Genomic DNA, 19,465 nt, shown 5'->3' with positions numbered 1-19,465 from the left:
ACGACGCCCGCCAGGACAGCGAGTACATCCGCTGCGGCACGTCCTCGATCTTCGTGGGTCGAACCCCTGCGCGGGTGGCGTCGCGTCAGGCACTGTCCCGGCGGACCCGGATCGACTGGGCTACCAGGTCAAACAGTTACTGAGCGTGGACTACCCCGACGCCGAGACCGTGGTGCTGGTGATGGACAACCTCAACACCCACAACATCGCCTCGTTGTACGAGGCGTTCGAACCCGAAGAGGCATTCGCCCTGGCCCAACGCCTCGAGATCCACCACACGCCCAAGCACGGGTCATGGCTCAACATCGCCGAGATCGAACTCTCCGCACTGACCCGGCAATGCCTCGACCGCCGGATCAGCGACCTCGACACCCTCAACACCGAACTCTCAGCCTGGCAGAACGCCACCAACACCGACCAGCGTCAGGTGAACTGGCAGTTCACCACCCACGACGCACGCATCAAACTGCGCCACCTCTATCCCAAAAACTAGCCGCGACAGTCTACTAGTGCCGCGTCAGGCAACGTTTGCCCTGTCGACGACGGCGCGGAGGTGCTGGTCGTTGGCATGCCGGTTTCGCCAGATGATGTAGCGGCGGATCATGCTGCCCTGTTCCTTGTGGTCGGCGTGGTCGGTGCCGTCGAGGGTGAAATACCGCAGGGCGGTGAACTGGGCCTCGATCCGGTTCAGCCAGGAGCTGTTGGTGGGGGTGTAGGCGATCTCGACGTTGTTCGCCGCTGCCCAGGTGCCGACGCGCTGACATTTCTTCGTTGTCAGGTGCGGGGAGAAGTTGTCACAGACGATCGCGATACGGACGTCGGGCGGGTAGAGGCTGCGCAGGTAGCGGCAGAACTCCAGGAACTGCGTGCGTTTCTTGATGGGCTTGATGTGCCCGTAGAGCCTGTTCTTCGTCAGGTCCAGGGCCGCGAACAGGTGACGTATTCCGCCGTAGCGGTTGTAGGTCGCCCGGCGCCGCCGGCGTGGCTCGCGAGCGGGGTTTTTGTGCTTGCCTCCGCGTTCGGCCCATTGCCGTCCGGGGTGGGGCATCAGGTTGAGCGGCCCGAACTCGTCCATGCAGAAGACGGCTTCGGGCTCTCCCTCTTCGGGTATGACCTCGCCGTCGGCGATAGCGTAGAGGTGTTCGACGCGGGCCTTCTTGGCCGAGTAGTCGGGATCGCGGGAGGTCTTCCAGGTCTTCAGGCGTTGAAAGGAGACGCCTTCCTCGCGGAGCAGGATGCGCAGGCCCTCGTGGCTGATGTCGTCGACCACCCCCTCGGCGACCAGGAAGTCCGCCAGCTTCGTCAGACTCCAGGCGGAAAACGGCAGGTCGTGCTCGGTCGGCTTGGACTTGGCGATCTTCTTGATCTCGCGGCGCTCGGGCAGCGTGAACGTCTTCGGGCGCCCGCCCTTGTACTTCGGGTAGAGCGAGTTGAAGCCGTCAGTGTTGAAGTTGTGGATCACATCGCGGACCCGGTCGGCGCTGGTGAACGTGACCTCGGCGATCTTCGCCACCGGCATACCCTGAGCGGCCAGCAGGACCACCTGGGCCGCCGCCAGGTCACCACCGACCCGGTGCCCCTGCGGATGATCCGCAGCAGCCGCCGCCCCTCGTCATCGTCGATCTCACGCACGCGTACTCGCTCTGCCACCAAGACAGGGTGCCAGTCACGCGCCGCCAGAACCCTCATTTCCTGCCCCTTGATCGGCAGCGGATGCCGCCCCTGCGACTGTCCATATCGCCATGCCCCATAGGGAGAGCGCAGAAATAAGGCCCACCACGAGGCGAACGCTCTCGTCCGGGCCGTTCGTGAGCCAGACGGTCATGCCCGTCGCCCCGGAAGCGATCAACAGGGCCGCCGGTATTCGCAGTCGGGGCTGCTCGAACACCGCCGCCAACGGCAGGAAGTGGAGCCCGACGACAACCGCGATCAGCGGGGGAATGAGCACCGGCACCCCGACGTGACGGCAGACTGCGGCGATGGCGATGATCAGCAGCCACTGGAGCCCGTTGATCTGGTTGAACCGCCGACGTCGGTCAACGGGAAACGGTCCCCCTGCCGACGAGGGAAGGAAACGGCGTGCGGCGAGCATCAGCCCCACCATGACGGCACAGCCGACTACGGCCAGGACCTGCTGCATCAACCCGTCGAATGCACTCGAGCCCAGCAGCCACCAGCCGAGCCCGAACAACGCGAGGAACCCCACCCCTGACTTGAACATGATCGAGACCCTAGGCGGAAGAGCAGCCCGCCGGTCCAAGGATTCTCAACTTAGCGCGGGCCGTGTTGACCGACGTCCTCAACCGCCGCCGGTGCTGCGGTCGCGGGTGAGTGGGAGTGAGTGTGGGGGGGTGGTGTCGTGTCGGGCACCTTGTTTGTGGGGTTGGCTCAAGTGGCGAACTGAAGTGCGTCGCTCTCGGCCATCGCGATCCTGTCTTCAAGGACGGTCATCGTGGCGCTCCTCCCCGGCCGCCCCTCGACCGAGGACGGCCGCGCAGTACAACGATACGCACGGTGACGAGGACGCGACGGACGAACGGGGCGCGGAGGCTACGGCTCCTCGTAGGGGCCTCCGAGCCCCCACGCCTCGTGCATCGCGTTCGCGAAGGTCGCCGCCAGCTTGTGTTCGCCGGAGGCGTTGGGGTGGGTGCCGTCGTAGGTGTCCCAGTGGATGTCGTACGACGAGGGCGGGGAGGCCAGCAGGAGAGGCGAGCGGGGTTCGTCGAGGTCGGCGGCCGTCTTGGCGAGGAGCTCGTTGAAGCGGGTGACCTGGGCGGCGAAGAGGGCGTCGGACTCGGCGCGGATGTTCGGGGTGACCGGCAGGAGGACCATACGGATGTGCGGTGCGGCCTCGCGGGCGGCCTCGACGAAGCGGCGGGTGTTCTCGGCGGTCTGCTCGGCGTTGGTGTAGAAGCCCAGGTCGATGAGGCCGAGGGAGACGAGGAGGACGTCGGCGCGGTGGGTGCGGACCGCGTCGGCGATCAGCGGGGCCATGTGGAGCCAGCCCTCGCCCCAGCCCGCGAGATGGGCGCGGGGGAAACGCGGGTCGGTGTCGGCGTACTCGTACGACGTCGGGGAGTCCGTCGCCTTGTCGTAGAGCGTCTCGCGCGGCCCGACGATCTTGAAGGGGCCGTCGTACGTCGCGCGCAGGTGCTGCCAGAGCCGGAAGCGCCATGTGTGTTCGCCCGCGCTGCCGATCGTCATGGAGTCGCCTACGGGCATGAACCTGAGCATCCGCTCATCATGAACGATCGCTACCGGGTGGTAGGGGTGGGCGGCCGACGGGGCTGTGAATCTGGCCACGTGATGGGTCGTGGCTCGGATTTCGGGATCGGCGGGGCGCGGAGGGTTCGACAGGTGCGGCTGGGTGGGGGCTTCTCGCGCAGTTCCCCGCGCCCCTTGAGGGCCTCCCTCCCGGGCGAAAAGCAGGGGCGCAGCCCCGCTTTCAGGGGCGCGGGGAACTGCGCGACCAGCCCCCACCGCACCCGCACCCGAACGACTCGCCAGCCCCCACCGCGCTCCCCACCCCACCCAGCGGAGCGAGATGGCAGGCTTGGCCCCATGCGCCGTCGCCCCTCAACCGCCCCCGTCCCTCCGCCGGTTCCGCGCGGCCCGCACCGGCTTCGTCGGTCTCGCCGGTCTCGCAGCGATCCTGCTCGCCGTCCTCCCGGCCACGCCCGCTCTCGCCGACGACGACGGGTTCACGATGCAGGACTCGCGGATCACCGAGTCGAGCGGTCTCGCCGCGTCCCGGCAGCACCCGGGCGTCTACTGGACCCACAACGACAGCGACGACGGCGCGTTCCTGTACGCGGTCGACAGCGAGACGGGCGAGACGGTCGCCACGGTCACCCTGACGGGCGTCGGCACCCCGAGGGACGTCGAGGCGATCTCGATGGGCCCCGGCAACAAGCTGTATGTCGGCGACATCGGCGACAACCTCGGCGGCACCTGGGCGTACGTGTGGATCTACGAGCTGCCGGAGCCGAAGGAGCTGAAGGACCAGACGCTCAAGGCGACGCAGTACGTCGTGAAGTACGAGGACGGGGCGCGGGACGCGGAGGCGCTGATGGTGCATCCGAAGACCGGGCGGGTGTACATCGCCGACAAGAACGAGGCGGGCGGATCGCTGTACGAGGGGCCCGCGGAGCTGTCCGCGTCCGGCACCAACGTGTTCAAGAAGGTCGCGTCCGTCCCGGACCTGGAGGTCACCGACGGCGCGTTCTCGCCGGACGGCAAGCAGCTGGCCCTGCGCGCGTACTTCGGCGGCATCCTCTACGACTGGAACGGCGGCAAGATCAAGAAGGCCGAGCGGCTGAGCGTGCCGCTGCAGCGGCAGGGGGAGTCGGTGACCTTCCGCACCGACGGCTCGAAGATCATGTACGGCAGTGAGGGGTCCGGCAGCTCCGTCGTGGCGCGGGAGGTGCCCGGCGGCGGCTCCGGGAGCGGCGGCTCCGGGTCGTCCTCCTCCGACGGTGACGGTTCCGGTACGGCGCAGGCGGACGGCGAGGGCACGAGCTCGACCGTCAAGGTCGGCGCACTGGCCGTGGCCGGCGCGGTGGTCGTCGTATGGGGCTTCCGCCGCCTCCTGCGCCGCCCGTCCGCCTGACCTACCCTGACCCACCCGACCTCCCTCAACCGGCCTCCAGATCCGCGGCCTTCGCGCCGCCGGTTTCGTTCGTGGCCGTCACCCGCGCGCCCGACCTCCGCGCCGCCGACTACGCCCCGTCGACTCCGGCGCCTCCGGCTCCCGCGCCTTCCGTGCCCCCCGCACCCGCGCCCTCCGCGGTCTCGCGGCGTCTGTTCACGAATACCTCCAGTCCGTCCAGCATGCGTTGCAGGCCGAATTCGAAGTGGTCGAAGTCCGAGCCGAACGAGTCCTCGGAGAGGCCGGCCAGGAGGGGGTAGCGGCCGGAGCGCATGAGTTCTTCGAGGATGGGCGCCTGGGCCTGCCAGAACTCCGTGTCGGTGAGGCCCGTGCGGTGTTCCGCCTCCTCCGCGTAGAGCTGCGTACGGGCCGCGCCGACGACATAGCCGTCCACGGCGACGACCGCGGAGATCAGCTCGGGGTCGCTCAGCCCCATGGACTTGATGCGGGAGAGGATCTTCTCCATGCCGTCCAGCGCGCTCGGCCCGAGGACGGGGCGGGACTGGTTGACCTGGAGCAGCCACGGGTGGCGCCGGTAGAGGGCCAGGGTGGCGCGCCCCATGGCCTCCAGGGCGGAGCGCCAGCCGCCGTCGCCGAGGTCGGCGGGGTTCTCGGAGGGCCGCTGGACGCGGTCGAGCATGAGGTCCAGCAGTTCGCCCTTGCCGGGGAGGTAGCGGTACAGGGACATGGTGCCGGTGCCGAGTTCGGTCGCGACCCGGCGCATCGAGAGGGCGTGCAGCCCCTCCGTGTCGGCGACCCGGACCGCCGCTTCCACGATCCGCTCCAGGGTGAGCCCCGGCTTGGGCCCGCGACTTGGGCGCGGGCCGGTGTCCCAGAGCAGTTGCTGGGTGCGGACGATGTCGCCGCTGCCGCTGGTCTCCGTACCGACGGTGGTGCCGCCTGCCGTACCGCCTGCCGTACCGCCCCCGCCGTGCCTGCCGTACCGCCCGCCCCAGCACCTGCCGCGCCGCCCGCCGTAGCGCTCTCGCCCCTTGTCATGAGTCCGAGTTTAGGTGCTCGCGAAAAAACTGGGTACGTCGTACGCGAAATCGGGTACGGTGTACCCAGTTCTTGACGGAAGTCTGTTGAGGGGGACTCATGAGTGACGGGTACGCGGTCCGGGCCGAGGGTCTGGAGAAGCGGTACGGGGAGAAACGCGCGCTGGACGGCTTCGACCTCACCGTCCGCGAAGGCACGGTGCACGGCCTCCTCGGCCCGAACGGCGCGGGCAAGACCACCGCCGCACGCATCCTCTCCACGCTGCTGCGCCTGGACGGCGGCCGGGCGACGGTGGCCGGCCTCGACGTGGCCCGGCACCCGCGCGAGGTGCGGGCCCGTATCGGGCTGACGGGGCAGTACGCCGCCGTGGACGAGGTGTTGACGGGCCGTCAGAACCTGGAGATGTTCGGGCGGCTGCTCCACCTCGGCGGGAAGCGGGCGAAGCTGCGCGCGGTCGAGCTGCTCGACCGGTTCGACCTCACCGACGCGGCCGACCTGGGCGTCGGCAAGTACAGCGGCGGCATGCGGCGCCGGCTCGACCTCGCCGCCTCGATGATCCTCGCCCCGTCCGTCCTCTTCCTCGACGAGCCGACGACCGGCCTCGACCCGCGCAGCCGGGGCGAAGTCTGGGAATCCGTACGGGCGTTGGTAGCGAGCGGTACGACCGTGCTGCTCACCACGCAGTATCTGGAGGAGGCCGACCGGCTCGCCTCGCGCATCACCGTCATCGACCAGGGGCGGGCCATCGCGGACGACACCCCGGACGGGCTGAAGAGCGCGGTCGGCGGCGACCGCATCGAGGTCGTCGTCGCCGAGCGCGCCGACATCCCGCGCGCGGTGAAGGTCGTCGCCCGCGTCTCGGACGGCGAACCGGAGTCGGACGACACGGAGTTGCGGGTCCACGCGCCCGTGACCGACCGCGTCTCGGCCCTCACCGAGGTGGCCCGCACCCTCCAGGACGAGGGCGTGAGGGTCGAGGACATCGGCCTGCGCAGGCCCAGCCTGGACGACGTGTTCCTGCGCCTGACGGGCCACCGCACGGAGAAGACCGACGAGAACGGCAAGGGGGCCGCCGCATGACCACCGTCGATCCGAACGCCACCGCCAGTACCGCAACCGCCAGTACCGTCGCCACGAGCGCCGTCGACCTGGACGTGTCGAGCGGGCACGGCCGTACGTACTGGGTGCTGGCCGACGTCTGGAACATCGTCCGTCGCGGCCTGACCCACTACCGGCGCCAACCGGTCAACATCGCCTGGCAGTTGGGCTTCCCGATCCTCTCCGTCCTGCTCTACGGCTACGTCTTCGGCAGCGCCATGCAGGTGCCGGGTGGCGGGGACTACGGGGACTTCCTGATGCCGGGGATGTTCGTGATGACGATGGCCTTCGGGTTCATCAACACGGCGACGCTGGTGGTCTACGACGCCACCAAGGGGGTCATCGACCGGTTCCGCTCCATGCCGATGGCGCCGTCGGCGGTGGTGGCGGGGCGGGGGATCACCGATCTCCTCGTCGCCTGCGCCGAGTTGGCCATCATGATGCTGACCGCCCTCGCGATGGGCTGGCGCCCGGACACGGGCCTCGGCTTCCTGGCCGCCTTCGGTCTGCTGCTCTGGCTGCGCTTCGCGCTCATCTGGATCGGCGTCTGGCTGGGACTGCTGGTCCCCAACCCGGAGGCGGCGGGCGGTCTCTTCGCGGTCGCGTTCCCGCTGACCATGATCTCCAGCATCCTCGTCGCCCCGCAGCTCATGCCCGACTGGCTGGGCTGGATCGCCGCCTGGAACCCGATCTCCTCCACGGCCGCCGCGACCCGCGACCTGTTCGGCAACCCGGTCGTCGGCGACTCCTGGATCGAACAGAACGCGCTGCTGATGGCCGGGGTGTGGCCGGTGGTGCTCACGCTGATCTTCCTGCCGCTGGCGGTACGGAGGTTCCAGAAGCTGAGCCGGTGACGTACGGCCCCCGGGGCGTGGGGACTCGGGGGCCGTACGGGGGCAGTGGGGCGCGCGAAGCACCTTCAGGGGCGTCAGGTGTATCAGGTGATGTCCTTGCTCACCTGTGTCCCGGATGGCTTCAAGTGCCCCATTCTGTGAGGTTCTTGAGTGGATCCAATGGCTCAATTCGGTCAAGTCTTCGTCTAATGAGTGCGTGTGTGGGGTGCTCTTCAGGAAACATGCGGCACGGGCCGCGTACCTCGCGGACCTGAACCCCCCTCATCGTTCTGAGAGATGTCTATGAGAAGAAGCGCAGCCGTGTTGAGCGGTGCCATCGTGGTTCTGGCCGGGACGGTCAGTGCCGTCCCCGCCAACGCCAGTGGGGCGTCCGCCGCGAGCAACACCGTCCAGGCCGCCGCCGCGAAGGTCTCCTGGAAGAAGTGCGCCACGGACAACTACCCGACGCTGCAGTGCGCGTCGGTGAAGGTGCCGCTCGACTACGCGAAGCCGAGCGGGAAGAAGATCACCCTGGCGCTGTCCCGGGTGCCGCACACCTCCAAGACGTACCAGGGCCCGCTGCTGGTCAACCCGGGCGGCCCCGGCGGCAGCGGTCTGACCCTGGCCGGATTCGTCGCCTCCGCGCTGCCGAAGAAGGTCGCGGCGCAGTACGACGTCATCGGCTTCGACCCGCGTGGCGTGGGTGCCAGCAAGCCCGCCCTGAACTGCAAGCCCGGGTACTTCGACCCGGTGCGCCCGGACTCCGTGCCCAGCACCGCCGCGATACAGAAGGCGAACGTCAAGCGGGCCAAGGACTTCGCCAAGGCCTGCGGCACGAAGCACAAGGACGTCCTGCCGTACATCAACACGATCAGCGCCGTGAAGGACCTGGACTCGATCCGCAAGGCCCTCGGCGCCAAGAAGATCAACTACTTCGGCTACTCGTACGGCACCTACCTCGGCGCGGTCTACGCCAAGCTGTACCCGACGCGGGTGCGGCGCCTGGTCCTCGACTCGATCGTCGACCCGACGGGTGTCTGGTACCGGGACAACCTCGACCAGGACTACGCCTTCGACAAGCGGCACAAGGCGTTCATGAAGTGGGTCGCCAAGCACAACGCCACCTACAAGCTCGGCACCGACGCGAAGAAGATCGAGGCGAAGTGGTACGCCATGCGCGCCGCCCTCGCCAAGAAGCCGGTCGGCGGCTCGGTGAAGGTGGGCGCCTCCGAGCTGGAGGACACCTTCCTCCCCGGCGGCTACTACAACGGCTACTGGCCGTTCCTCGCCGAGGCGTTCGCCGCCTACGTCGGCGACAAGAACTCCGACCCGCTGGTCGAGGCGTACCAGAACTTCGCGGCCGTCGACTCCTCCGGTGACAACGGTTACAGCGTCTACACCTCGGTCCAGTGCCGTGACGCCGCCTGGCCGCGCGACTGGAAGAAGTGGACCAAGGACAACTGGGCGGTCTACAAGAAGGCCCCGTTCATGACCTGGAACAACGCCTGGTACAACGCGCCGTGCGCGTTCTGGCCGACCAAGTCGCTGAAGCCGGTGAACGTCGCCAACTCCAAGATCCCGCCGGCGCTGCTGTTCCAGGCGACGGACGACGCGGCCACCCCGTACCAGGGCGGTGTCACCGTCCACAAGCTGCTCAAGAACTCCAGCCTGGTCGTCGAGCAGGGTGGCGGCAACCACGGCATCACGCTGAGCGGCAACAGCTGCCTCGACAAGTACCTGGCGACCTACCTCACCAACGGCAAGGTGCCGCGGGGCAAGGGCGCGGCCGACGCCACCTGCAAGAAGCTGCCCGACCCGAAGCCGGCGGCCGCGGAGCAGTCGGCGCAGTCGACGCTGAGCACGGCACCGGGGAACGCCGCGACGAGCGGTGAGACCCTGCACGGCATCCTCGGCTTCCGGGGCTGACCGCGCGGTAACGAACGAGAAGGGCGCCCGGCACATGCTGCCGGGCGCCCTTCGGCGTCGTACGAGGCGGTGTTACAGCTTCTCGATCACATAGTCGACGCACTTGGTGAGGGCCTCGACGTCCGCCGGGTCGATCGCCGGGAACATGGCGACGCGGAGCTGGTTGCGGCCGAGCTTGCGGTACGGCTCGGTGTCGACGATGCCGTTGGCGCGCAGGACCTTGGCGACGGCGGCGGCGTCGATCTCGTCGGAGAAGTCGATCGTGCCGATGACCTGGGACCGCTTGGCCGGGTCGGTGACGAAGGGGCTCGCGTACTTGCTCTCCTCCGCCCAGGTGTACAGCCGGGTCGAGGAGTCCTTCGTACGGGCCGTGGACCAGCTCAGACCGCCCTGGCCGTTGATCCACTCCAGCTGCTGGTTGAGCAGGAAGAGGGTGGCGAGGGCCGGGGTGTTGTACGTCTGGTTCTTGCGGGAGTTGTCGATCGCCGTCGGGAGGCTGAAGAACTCCGGGATGTGGCGGCCGGAGGCGTGGATCCGCTCGGCGCGCTCGATGGCGGCCGGGGAGAAGACGCCGATCCAGAGGCCGCCGTCGGAGGCGAAGGACTTCTGCGGGGCGAAGTAGTAGACGTCGGTCTCGGTGATGTCGACGGGCAGGCCGCCGGCGCCGGAGGTGGCGTCGACCAGGACGAGGGCGCCGTCGTCGGCGCCGGCCACGCGGTTGAGCGGGGCGGCGACACCGGTGGAGGTCTCGTTGTGCGTGAAGGCGTAGACGTCGACGCCGGCCTCGGCGGTCGGCTCCGGGTGCGTGCCGGGGTCGGAGGAGACGACCGTGGGCTCGGCGAGCCAGGGGGCGAGCTTCGCGGCCTTGGCGAACTTCGAGCTGAACTCGCCGAAGGTCAGGTGCTGGCTCTTGTTCTCGATCAGGCCGTGGGTCGCGACGTCCCAGAACGCCGTGGAGCCGCCGTTGCCGAGGACGACCTCGTAGCCCTCGGGGAGGGAGAACAGCTCGCTGATGCCCGCGCGGACCTGGCCGACCAGGTTCTTCACCGGGGCCTGGCGGTGGGAGGTGCCGAGCAGGGAGGTACCGGTCGCGGCCAGGGCGTCCAGCGCCTCCGTCCGCACCTTGGAGGGGCCCGCGCCGAAACGTCCGTCGGCGGGCTTGATGTCAGCGGGGATCTGGATATCAGCCACGCCGCGAGCCTATCGGCTCGGGGAAACCCGGGCGAAACATCGTCCGTCGGGTGAGACGGGTGGGGTGCGCTGTGCGGCTCGGGGGTGCGGGTGCGTTGTCGGGTGCGGGCGGGTGGGGTTGCTCGCGCAGTTCCCCGCGCCCCTAAAGGGGAACTGCGCGAGCAACCCCACCGGACGGAGGCCTGGGGTCAAAGGGCGCAGCTCCTTGGTGGGGAGGGACGGGTAGGAGCGGCGGGGGCGAAGAACCCCGGACTCACACCCCACGCGCCGGCCCCGGTGAGAACCGCACCGGCAACTCCACCAACCCCCGCAGCCAAGGCGAAGGGCGGCGGGTCAGGGAATCGGGTGGGGCCGCCAGGTCCAGATCCGGGAGGCGGTCCAGGAGGACCTCGATGCCCGTTCGGGCGATGACCTCGGCCGTCTCCTGGGCCGGGAACGGACAGCGGTGCTCGCCGTGGCCGAACGAGAAGTGCGCGTTGTTCCCACCGGTCAGCGCGGCGCCGTGCGTGCGGACACGCGGGTCGGCGTTGGCCCCCTGCAGCCCCAGCAGCACCAGATCACCCGCACGGAGGACACGACCGCCGAGACGGGTGTCCCGGGTGGTCCAGCGCCCCGCCGCGTTCTGGATGGGCGCGTCCTCCCACAGCACCTCGTTCATGGCCTCGGCCACACTGCTGCGCCCCCCGAAGAGCGACGCCGCGAAACGGTCGTCCGTCAGCATCAGACGCAGCGAGTTCCCGATCCAGTCGGCCGTCGGCTGGTGCCCCACCGCCAGCATCACCATCACGTCATGGGTGACCTCCTCGACCGTCACCTCGTACGCCGGCGCGTTCGCCAGGAGCCGCGACACCACGTCGTCCCCCGGCCGCTGCCGGCGCTCCGCCACCAGCCGGGCCATCGCCGTCCGCAGGTACCGCTCGGCCGCCACCGCCCGGTCCTGCCCGTCGAGGATGTCGTTCAGCGCCGCCACCAACCCGGGCGCGTGCTCCTCCCGGAAACCGAACAGGAACGCCAGCACCCGCGCGGGCAGCGGCGCCGCGAACTGTCCCACCAGATCCGCCGCGCCCACCCCGCACACCACGTCGATCAACTCGTCGGCGAAACGCTCGACATGACCGCGCAGCTCCAGCGGCTCGACCGCCTCCAGCGCCTCCTCGATCAGCGCGGCGCGCTGCCGGTGCCGCTCACCGACCGTGCCCAAGACCGACGGCTGCTCCGGGCTGATCACGGGCAGCAGCGGCCAGTCCGCCGGGATGCCCGGCCACTGGTTCCACAGGTCGGAGTCACGGCTGAACAGCTCCGGATCGCTCGTCACCTGGTGCAGCTCGCGGTAGCCCAGCACCAGCCACGCCGGTACGCCCCCGTCCAGCAGCACGGGCACGACCTCCCCGTGCTCCCGCCGCAACTCCCGGTACAGGGCGGCCGGTTCGCCCCGGAAACGCGCACCGAAGAGGGGCACGGGCGGCGACGGCGGTACGGAGCGGCCGTCGCCGTTCTCAGAGGTTGCGAAGTCCAACTAGCACCTGCTCCAGAATGTCCGGATCGACCAGCGTGGCGTGGTTCGGATGCCGGGCGCTGACCCGGCCCGCCGTGAGGAGGTCGGAGAGCAGCACCTTGGTGATGCTCACCGGCAGCCGCAGTTCGGCGGCGATCTCCACCACCGCCGTCGGACGCTCCGTCAGCCGCAGGATCGTCACGTGTTCCGACTGCATGCCGGGGATCGGCTGGCTCTCCGCGACCACCAGCGTCACCAGGTCCAGCGGCGCTCCGGGCGCGGAGCGGCTGCGGCCCCCGGTGAGCGTGTACAGCCGGTCGGGCAGGTCGTCCCTGCCGGGCCGGCTCATGACGTACGGGGCGCCAGAGCCGTGGCCGTGACCACGGTCGTCGTCGTACCCGCTCTACCGGTGGCGCTCGCCGTACCGGTCGTGCTCGCCGTACCGGTCGGGTCATCGGCAGCCGTGCTTGTCGGGTGGCGGGGCCGTGCGCTCAGGTGCTCGCCCAGCTGTTCGACCAGCTCGCTCATGTTGTGCCCGACGAGGCCGGCGTCCGCCTCCTCGTCCGTCACCACGGCCAGATGCGCGCCCTCGCCCGCCTCCACGATGAACAGGACCCCGCCGTAGAACTCCGCCATCGCCGACCGCACGCCCCCGCTGCCGTCGCCGAACTGGATGGACGCCCCGTGGGACAGCGACTGGATGCCGGCGGCGATCGCGGCCAGTTGGTCGGCCTGGTCGACGGAGAGCTCGGGCGTACGGCACAGTTTCAGGCCGTCCCGGGAGAGGACGAGCGCGTGCCGGGCGCCCGGAGTGCGTTCCAGCAAACCCTCCATGAGCCAGGTGAGCCTGTCGTCGGCGGTGGAGCCGGTGCCGGTCATGGGGTGTGGTCGCCTTCCAGGTGGGGGTACGTGCGGGGGCGGGGGTGTGGGGCGGCGGCTCTTCGACCGGGGCGAGGGTCAGGTCCGGGGCCAGGTCCGGGTCCGGGGCCGAGTCTCGGTCCGGGTCCGGTGCAGGGCTTGGGTCCGGTGCGGGGTTCGGATCCGTGTACGGGGCGGACTTCGCGTACGGGGCCGACGCCGTGTACGGAGCCGGGGACGCGTAGGGGGCAGGCTCCGCGTACGAGGGTGAGTCCGGGTACGGCTCCGGGTGCGCGTACGGCTCCTGGTCCCCGTACGGGACCTGATGCGCGTAGGGCTCCTGGTGGGCGTACGCGGACGGGGTCGGGTCCGTGACCACACCCGTGTCCAGGTTCAGGTCCGGGGTGGGCGCGCTGGCCTGCTCCGGGGCGGGGCGGGTGTCCAGGACGGGCTCCCAGGCCGGCTCCCGTACCGGATCGAGTTCCCACTTCGCCTCCTGCGCGGGATCCGGCGCCCAGGGAAGCTCGGCGGCGGCCTCCGCCTCCCAGGCGGCCTGCTTCACCGCCTCCGACTGCCACGCGAGCCCCTTCGCGGGCTCGGGCTCCCAACCGGGCTCCGGCACGGGACCGGGTGCCCAGGCCGTCTCCTCCACGGATTCGGGCTCGGCGTCGGGCCGGGGTTCCCACGCGGTTCCCCCTACGGCACCCCACTGGGGCTCCCGCACGGGCTCCAACTCCGGCTGCCGCGCCTCGCCTTGGTCCACGGCCTCGGCCTCGGCGGGCGGAGCGGCGTCCCGTACGGGTTCCAGGGCGGCCTCCGGCGCGACCGGCCCGGCAGGGGCCGCGGGGGGCACGTACCGGTCGACGGCGGTGGACGGGTCGGCGTACCGGTCCACGGCGGCGGACGGGTCCGGTGGTGTCGACGGGACCGGCGTCCCCGTGGAGTTCTCGTCCCCCGAGGCCGTCCCCTGGACGAACGCCTGGTCCAGCCCGCCCGTGCCGCGCACCGCGCGGCGGAAGCTGCTGAAGCGGACCGCGCCGGTGCCCGCGTCCTCGGCAGGCCGGGATACGCGCTCCGAACGGGCCTGCGCGTCGGCGGCCTGCGCCCTGGTGCGCGCCTCCGCCTCCGCGAGTGACTGGCCGCGCCGACGCCGGGGAGGGCGTCGGAAGGGGTGGGGAGGCGGTGTCGTCGGCGGTCTCGCCCGGGGTGGTCGGAGAGCCGGGCTCGGCGTCGTGCCGCGTGTCGGGCTCGGCGTCGTACGCACCGGCGTGCGTGTCGGCGTACCCGGAGTCGAAGGCCGGGTCGCCCGAGCCGAATTCGCTGCTGAACGACGAGGTGAAGGGGGAGGCGAACGAGGACGTGTGGGGCGCGCCGTACGCCGGAGAGCCGAACGGCGCGTCAGCCGACGCGCCCGCCGGCGTGCCCGTCGCCGTGCCCCCCGGCGGCGTCGAAGGCGCCCGGCGGTAGCCGGACAGGGAGTCGATCAGGGCGTCGGCGACGGGGTCGGAGGTCGGCGGGGCCGGAGCCTCCGGCGGGAACTCGTGCATGGGGTGGGCTCGGCGTCCAGGTCGTGCGGGCGCGTACGCCCGCGTACGGCGGCGGAACGGGCGCCGCCCCGCGAGGGGCGCCGACGCGGGAGGGGCGGGCGTGGCCGACCCCGCCGACCGGAACCCTGTGGCGGGCGACGCCGTCGTGGGCGATGCGGTCGCGGGGACCGTGCTGGCCAGGACGTCCTGCGGGATGAGCATCAGCACACCCGTGCCGCCGCGCGCGGACGGCCGGAAGGAGATCTTCAGCCCGTGCTTGCGGGCGAGCCGGCCGACGACGGCGAGGCCGAGACGGGTGCCGGAAAGAGTCGTGAGGTCGGCCGTCTCGCCCGACACGGCGCGTTCGGCGCGCCGGAGCTGGACGTCGCTCATGACCAGCCCGGAGTCCTCGACGGAGATGATCGCCCCGGCCGGGACCTCCTCGACGTACACATGGACCTCGGCGGTCGGCGGCGAGAAGTTGGCCGCGTTGTCGAGGAGTTCTGCGAGCGCGTGCATGACGCCCTCGGCGGCGTGGCCGGCGACGGCGGCCTCGCTGGAGGAGTGCAGCCGCACCCGGCGGTAGGCGCCGATCCGGCCCATCGCGCCCCGCAGGATCGACTCCATCGGGATCGGCCGTGCCCAGCGGCGGCCCGAGCGGGCGCCCGCGAGGACGGCCACGGAGTCGGCGAGGCGGCCCGCCTGGGCGGTGCGGTGGTCGAGGTGGAGGAGGTCGGCGAGGACGTCCTCGTCGGCGTGACGTTCCTCCATGGCCCGCAGGTCGGCGAGGGTGCCGGTGGCGAGGGCCTGCATCCGGCCCGCCACGTTGGCGGTCACGGCGAGCAGGGCGGTGCGCTCGGACTCGGCCCGCTCGGCGCGTTCGGCGAGCAGGGACCGCTCCTGGGCCGTCTCCTCCGCCGTACGGTCCCGTTCGTCGGACAGCCGTTCGCGTTCGCGCTCGGCCTCCGTGGTCAGCCGTACCCGTTCCCGGGCGAACTCGGCCGCGATCCGTGCCCGTTCCTGCACGAACTCCTCAGTCAACCGGCCGCGTTCCTGGGTGTGCTCCTCGGCCATTCTGGCCCGTTCCTGGAGCAGCAGACCCGTGTCCCGGGAGACCGCGTCCAGCCGCAGGCGCAGCAGCCGTACCGACACGCGCGCGTGCACGGTGACGGCGACGGTCAGCGTCAGCAGCAGCGCGGCCGCTCCCCCGCCGACCGCGAGGGCCGTGCGTACGTCCGGCGGCGCCGGTGCGACGACCGCGCCCACGGCGGTCGCGGAGAGCAGGGCGGTCACCAGGGGTAACGGAAGGACTGAGCGCAGGGCGGGGCGTTCGCCCGGCGGGCGTGGGGGGCTGGGCGCGGTCATCGGCGGGTGTCCTCAGTCGGTTCTGAACTCGGTAACGCAGTCGGCTCCTGGAGGCGGTAACTCGGTCGGTCCCTGAACGAGAAGCGACGTCTGGTGCTCAGTTTGTGCTCAGGCAGTGCTTGAACGGCTTGATCGGGATCGGTCAGTGCTTGATCGGCACCTGATCAGCACTTGATCGGCACCTGATGGAGCTTGGTCAGTGCTCGATTCGATGCCCAATTGGGCGTCACTATATGGGAGTTCGTGACGGCAGTTGGCCGGTTTCGGGTCGGCTCTCCGGAATCAAGCCAACGTTCCCTGTGAGCGGCGCGCCGCCTGTCCACAGGCCGGACTGTCACTCCTCGGCCACGTCGTCGTCACTGTCAGTGGTCGGGTGCATCCTGGGACGCATGACGGACATCGGGGGTGCGACGGGGCGCGGTGCCGCCCGGGCGCGCGACGCGGCAGGTGACGCGGACGCGGCGGAGCTGAGGGGCGCGCTGCCGGCCGCGCTGCGGGCGGCGGGCGTGCGCGGCGAGACCGCGTTCGACGCGACCGCACGCGCGCTGACGACGATGGACGCGTCCAACTACCGCCGGGTGCCGCTGGGCGTGGTCGCGCCCCGGGACGCGGACGACGTGGCGGCCGTCCTGTCCGTCTGCCGCGCACACGGCGTGCCGGTCGTCGCGCGCGGCGGTGGCACCTCGATCGCCGGGCAGGCCACGGGCACCGGCGTCGTCCTGGACTTCACCCGCCATCTGAACCGGCTGGTCTCCCTCGACCGCGAGGCGCGCACGGCGGTCGTCCAGCCCGGCCTCGTCCTGGACCGCCTCCAGGAGGCCGCCGCCCCGCACGGCCTCCGCTTCGGCCCCGATCCCTCCACCCACAGCCGCTGCACCCTCGGCGGCATGATCGGCAACAACTCCTGCGGCTCGCACTCGGTCGCCTGGGGCACGACGGCGGACAGCGTGCGTGAGCTGTCGGTCCTCACGGGGAGCGGCGACGCACGCAGACTGGCCCAGGGCTGGTCCGGCGCCCCGGACGCCCTCCGCCCGCTGGTGGAACGGGAGTTGGCCCGCCTGCGCACCGGCTTCCCCGACCTCCCCCGCCGGATCTCCGGGTACGCCCTCGACGCCCTCCTCCCGGAGAACGGCGCGGACGTGGCCCGCTCCTTCTGCGGCTCCGAGGGCACGCTCGGAGTGCTCACGGAAGCGGTCGTACGGCTCGTCGAGGCGCCCCGCGCGCGTGCCCTCGCCGTCCTGGCGTACGCCGACGAGAGCGCCGCCGCCGAGGCGGCCCCCGGGCTGCTGCCGCTCGGCCCGCTGACGGTGGAGGGATGGCGGCCGACCTGGTCCCCGGGGGCGGGCGGCCTCCCGGCGGGCGGGGCCTGGCTGTTCGTGGAGACGGGCGGCGACACACCCGCCGAGGCGCGGGCCCGCGCCGACGCCCTGGTCCGCGCGGCCGACGCCGCCGACGCGCGCGTGGTCACGGACCCCGCCGCGCAGCGCGCGCTCTGGCGCGTCCGCGAGGACGCGAGCGGCACGGCCACCCGGATGCCCGACGGCACCGAGGCCTGGCCGGGCTGGGAGGACTGCGCGGTGCCACCGGCCCGACTCGGCGCCTACCTGCGGGACTTCCGGGGCCTGCTGCGCGCCCACGACCTGCGCGGCACGCCCTACGGCCACTTCGGCGACGGCTGCATCCACGTCCGCGTCGACTTCGACCTCCTGACCCCGGCGGGCGTCGGCCGCTTCCGCCGCTTCTCCGAGGAACTGGCCGAACTGGTCACCTCGCACGGCGGCTCCCTCTCCGGCGAACACGGCGACGGCCAGGCCCGCGCGGAACTCCTGCCGACGATGTACGGCGCCGAGATGGTCCGGCTGTTCGAGCAGGTGAAGGGCGTCTGGGACCCCGACGACCTCCTGAACCCCGGCATGCTCGTCCGCCCCGCCCCCCTGGACACCAACCTCCGCTTCGCGGTCCTCCCGCGCACACCCGTGCCGGTGGAGTTCGCCTACCCGGACGACGGCGGCGACTTCTCGGCGGCGGTACGACGCTGTGTGGGCGTCGCGAAGTGCCGTACGACCGAGGTGGGTCCGGCGTCCGGAGCCGTCATGTGCCCCTCCTTCCGCGCCACCGGGGAGGAGGAGCACTCCACCCGGGGCCGGGCCCGCCTCCTGCACGAGATGCTGGCCGGCGAGGTGGTCACCGACGGCTGGCGCTCGCCCGAGGTGCGGGACGCCCTCGACCTCTGCCTCTCCTGCAAGGGCTGCCGCTCCGACTGCCCGGTCGGCGTCGACATGGCCACGTACAAGGCGGAGTTCCTCCACCACCACTACGCGGGCCGCCGCCGCCCGGCGTCCCACTACGCGATGGGGTGGCTGCCGGTGTGGCTCCGCCTGGTGGCCCGTACGCGCACGGCCGGACTCGTCGGCTTCCTCGCCGGCGTACGCCCTCTCGCCGCGCTCGCCAAGCGGCTGGGCGGGATCGCGGGGGAGCGGGAGCTGCCGCGGCCCGCGAGGGTGCCGTTCACCCGGTGGTACCACCGGATGCTGAAGGAGGAGGCGCGGCGGGAGGAAGTGCGGCGGGAGGAGGCGGAGACCGAGGCGCAGTCGCCCACGACCGTGTTGCTGTGGACGGACACCTTCACGGAGTACCTCTCGCCGTCCGTCGGGCAGGCGGCGCTGAAGGTGCTGGAAGCGGCCGGGCTCCATGTGATCGTGCCGCCGACGCTGTGGATGAAGCGGAAGCCGTCCTGGGCGCGGAGGGCGGAGGCGGGCGAGGAGGTCGCCCTCACCCAACTGCGCCTCACCCGGACTCTGTTCGCGATGCGGACGGGCCGGGTCTGCTGCGGGCTGACGTACATCTCGACGGGCCAGCTCGACCGGGCCCGCGCGGTGCTGCGCCGCACGCTCGACATCCTCGACGTGTTCCTGAGCCCGATCCCGCAACGGCTGCTGGACGAAGACCCGGACCTCACCCCACCGCACCTCCCCGTCGTCGTCCTCGAACCGAGCTGCGCGGCGACGCTCCGCTCCGACCTGCCCGAACTCCTCCCCGACGACCCCCGGGCCCACACACTCGCCGCCTCGGTCATCACGTTCGCGGAGGCGCTCGAACGCCATGCCCCGCAGTGGACCCCACCCGCCGTCGACCGCCCGGTCGTCGGCCAGACCCACTGCCACCAGCACGCGGTACTGGGCGACGCCCCCGACCGCCGCCTCCGCGCGGCCGCCGGACTCACCGGCGCCCTCAGCGGCGGCTGCTGCGGCCTCGCCGGCAACTTCGGCTTCGAGAAGGGCCACTACGACGTCTCGGTGGCCTGCGCCGAGGAGCAACTCCTCCCGGCGGTACGGGACGCGCCCGACGACGCGCTGGTCCTGGCGGACGGCTTCTCCTGCCGGACGCAGCTGGAGCAGCTGGCGGGGAGACGGGGGTTGCACTTGGCGGAGGTGCTGGCGGAGGGTCTGGGGGAGGAGGAGCGGGCAGCGAACAGGGAGCCCGACGGCGACACAGGGGCGGTGATGTGAGCGCGGGCGGGCCGACG

General features: G+C 71.3%; 13 protein-coding genes and 2 pseudogenes. 6 read left to right on the top strand and 9 right to left on the bottom strand.

The annotated features are described in order from the left end of the window. The coding region (locus tag E4N62_RS37355) for a transposase (protein WP_374117158.1) at positions 1 to 493 on the top strand (493 nt) is incomplete at its 5' end. Positions 494 to 517: 24 nt separating this feature from the next. Here the strand turns inward: E4N62_RS37355 and E4N62_RS37350 are convergent. The 3 genes and pseudogenes from E4N62_RS37350 to E4N62_RS37340 form a co-directional block, all read right to left on the bottom strand. Then, positions 518 to 1,650: pseudogene (locus tag E4N62_RS37350) on the bottom strand (IS630 family transposase). 16 nt (positions 1,651 to 1,666) lie between these two features. Next, positions 1,667 to 2,221 carry a hypothetical protein gene (locus tag E4N62_RS37345; RefSeq protein WP_230211862.1) on the bottom strand — a complete coding sequence of 185 codons (555 nt, stop codon included), beginning with the start codon at positions 2,219 to 2,221 and terminating at the stop codon, positions 1,667 to 1,669. A 329-nt stretch (positions 2,222 to 2,550) separates the two neighbouring features. Then, a complete protein-coding gene (locus E4N62_RS37340) occupies positions 2,551 to 3,234 on the bottom strand; it encodes a GDSL-type esterase/lipase family protein (RefSeq protein ID WP_230221671.1) in 684 nt (227 codons plus the stop codon). A gap of 310 nt (positions 3,235 to 3,544) precedes the next feature. Between E4N62_RS37340 and E4N62_RS37335 the strand changes: the two genes are divergently transcribed. After that, on the top strand, positions 3,545 to 4,609 hold the full coding sequence (locus E4N62_RS37335; RefSeq protein WP_230221669.1) for a WD40 repeat domain-containing protein: 1,065 nt from the start codon (positions 3,545 to 3,547) through the stop codon (positions 4,607 to 4,609). Between the two features lie 109 nt (positions 4,610 to 4,718). Here E4N62_RS37335 and E4N62_RS37330 read toward each other — a convergent pair whose 3' ends face one another. Further along, the gene (locus tag E4N62_RS37330) at positions 4,719 to 5,423 is read right to left on the bottom strand and encodes a TetR/AcrR family transcriptional regulator (RefSeq protein WP_230221667.1); all 705 of its coding nucleotides are present in this window, start codon (positions 5,421 to 5,423) and stop codon (positions 4,719 to 4,721) included. 323 nt (positions 5,424 to 5,746) lie between these two features. On the opposite strand from E4N62_RS37330, the gene E4N62_RS37325 reads away from it, so the two are divergent. The 3 genes from E4N62_RS37325 to E4N62_RS37315 all read left to right on the top strand — a co-directional run bounded on the left by E4N62_RS37325 (position 5,747) and on the right by E4N62_RS37315 (position 9,504). Beyond that, positions 5,747 to 6,727: an ATP-binding cassette domain-containing protein gene (locus tag E4N62_RS37325; protein WP_230221665.1), complete on the top strand. Its 981-nt coding sequence runs from the start codon at positions 5,747 to 5,749 to the stop codon at positions 6,725 to 6,727. Next, a complete protein-coding gene (locus E4N62_RS37320; protein ID WP_230221662.1) occupies positions 6,724 to 7,599 on the top strand; it encodes an ABC transporter permease in 876 nt (291 codons plus the stop codon). The genes E4N62_RS37325 and E4N62_RS37320 overlap by 4 nt, the downstream gene beginning before the upstream one ends. A 282-nt stretch (positions 7,600 to 7,881) precedes the next feature. After that, positions 7,882 to 9,504: an alpha/beta hydrolase gene (locus E4N62_RS37315; RefSeq protein WP_230221747.1), complete on the top strand. Its 1,623-nt coding sequence runs from the start codon at positions 7,882 to 7,884 to the stop codon at positions 9,502 to 9,504. 72 nt (positions 9,505 to 9,576) lie between these two features. Here E4N62_RS37315 and serC read toward each other — a convergent pair whose 3' ends face one another. The 5 genes and pseudogenes from serC to E4N62_RS37290 form a co-directional block, all read right to left on the bottom strand. Then, a complete protein-coding gene (gene serC / locus E4N62_RS37310; RefSeq protein ID WP_230221661.1) occupies positions 9,577 to 10,695 on the bottom strand; it encodes a phosphoserine transaminase in 1,119 nt (372 codons plus the stop codon). 253 nt (positions 10,696 to 10,948) lie between these two features. Beyond that, positions 10,949 to 12,211 (bottom strand): cytochrome P450, encoded by a 1,263-nt coding sequence (locus E4N62_RS37305; protein ID WP_230221659.1) that lies wholly within the window; start codon positions 12,209 to 12,211, stop codon positions 10,949 to 10,951. Beyond that, complete coding sequence (locus E4N62_RS37300) at positions 12,192 to 12,539, bottom strand: DUF742 domain-containing protein (RefSeq protein WP_184892633.1); 348 nt, start codon at positions 12,537 to 12,539, stop codon at positions 12,192 to 12,194. Before E4N62_RS37300 ends, E4N62_RS37305 begins: the two co-directional genes overlap by 20 nt. A 128-nt stretch (positions 12,540 to 12,667) precedes the next feature. After that, a pseudogene (locus E4N62_RS37295) lies at positions 12,668 to 13,069 on the bottom strand (roadblock/LC7 domain-containing protein); the annotation flags it as partial. Further along, on the bottom strand, positions 13,066 to 15,939 hold the full coding sequence (locus E4N62_RS37290; RefSeq protein WP_230221657.1) for an ATP-binding protein: 2,874 nt from the start codon (positions 15,937 to 15,939) through the stop codon (positions 13,066 to 13,068). The pseudogene E4N62_RS37295 and the gene E4N62_RS37290, both read right to left, overlap by 4 nt. A gap of 389 nt (positions 15,940 to 16,328) precedes the next feature. Between E4N62_RS37290 and E4N62_RS37285 the strand changes: the two genes are divergently transcribed. Next, positions 16,329 to 19,448 carry an FAD-binding and (Fe-S)-binding domain-containing protein gene (locus E4N62_RS37285; RefSeq protein WP_374117157.1) on the top strand — a complete coding sequence of 1,040 codons (3,120 nt, stop codon included), beginning with the start codon at positions 16,329 to 16,331 and terminating at the stop codon, positions 19,446 to 19,448. Positions 19,449 to 19,465: the final 17 nt, after the last annotated feature.

Origin of the sequence: Streptomyces sp. MNU76 (assembly GCF_020982545.1) — a bacterium.
Taxonomy (GTDB): Bacteria; Actinomycetota; Actinomycetes; order Streptomycetales; family Streptomycetaceae; genus Streptomyces.
Note: the sequence above shows the minus strand (reverse complement) of the source record. Positions and strands in the feature narration are given on the sequence as shown.

What these genes read in the sequence shown, in the direction of transcription:
- E4N62_RS37345 (WP_230211862.1), bottom strand. Translation starts at nt 2,221, where the DNA reads ATGTTCAAGTCAGGGGTGGGGTTCCTCGCGTTGTTCGGGCTCGGCTGG.
- E4N62_RS37340 (WP_230221671.1), bottom strand. Translation starts at nt 3,234, where the DNA reads ATGCTCAGGTTCATGCCCGTAGGCGACTCCATGACGATCGGCAGCGCG.
- E4N62_RS37335 (WP_230221669.1), top strand. Translation starts at nt 3,545, where the DNA reads ATGGCAGGCTTGGCCCCATGCGCCGTCGCCCCTCAACCGCCCCCGTCC.
- E4N62_RS37325 (WP_230221665.1), top strand. Translation starts at nt 5,747, where the DNA reads ATGAGTGACGGGTACGCGGTCCGGGCCGAGGGTCTGGAGAAGCGGTAC.
- E4N62_RS37320 (WP_230221662.1), top strand. Translation starts at nt 6,724, where the DNA reads ATGACCACCGTCGATCCGAACGCCACCGCCAGTACCGCAACCGCCAGT.
- E4N62_RS37315 (WP_230221747.1), top strand. Translation starts at nt 7,882, where the DNA reads ATGAGAAGAAGCGCAGCCGTGTTGAGCGGTGCCATCGTGGTTCTGGCC.
- E4N62_RS37300 (WP_184892633.1), bottom strand. Translation starts at nt 12,539, where the DNA reads ATGAGCCGGCCCGGCAGGGACGACCTGCCCGACCGGCTGTACACGCTC.
- E4N62_RS37290 (WP_230221657.1), bottom strand. Translation starts at nt 15,939, where the DNA reads ATGACCGCGCCCAGCCCCCCACGCCCGCCGGGCGAACGCCCCGCCCTG.
- E4N62_RS37285 (WP_374117157.1), top strand. Translation starts at nt 16,329, where the DNA reads ATGACGGACATCGGGGGTGCGACGGGGCGCGGTGCCGCCCGGGCGCGC.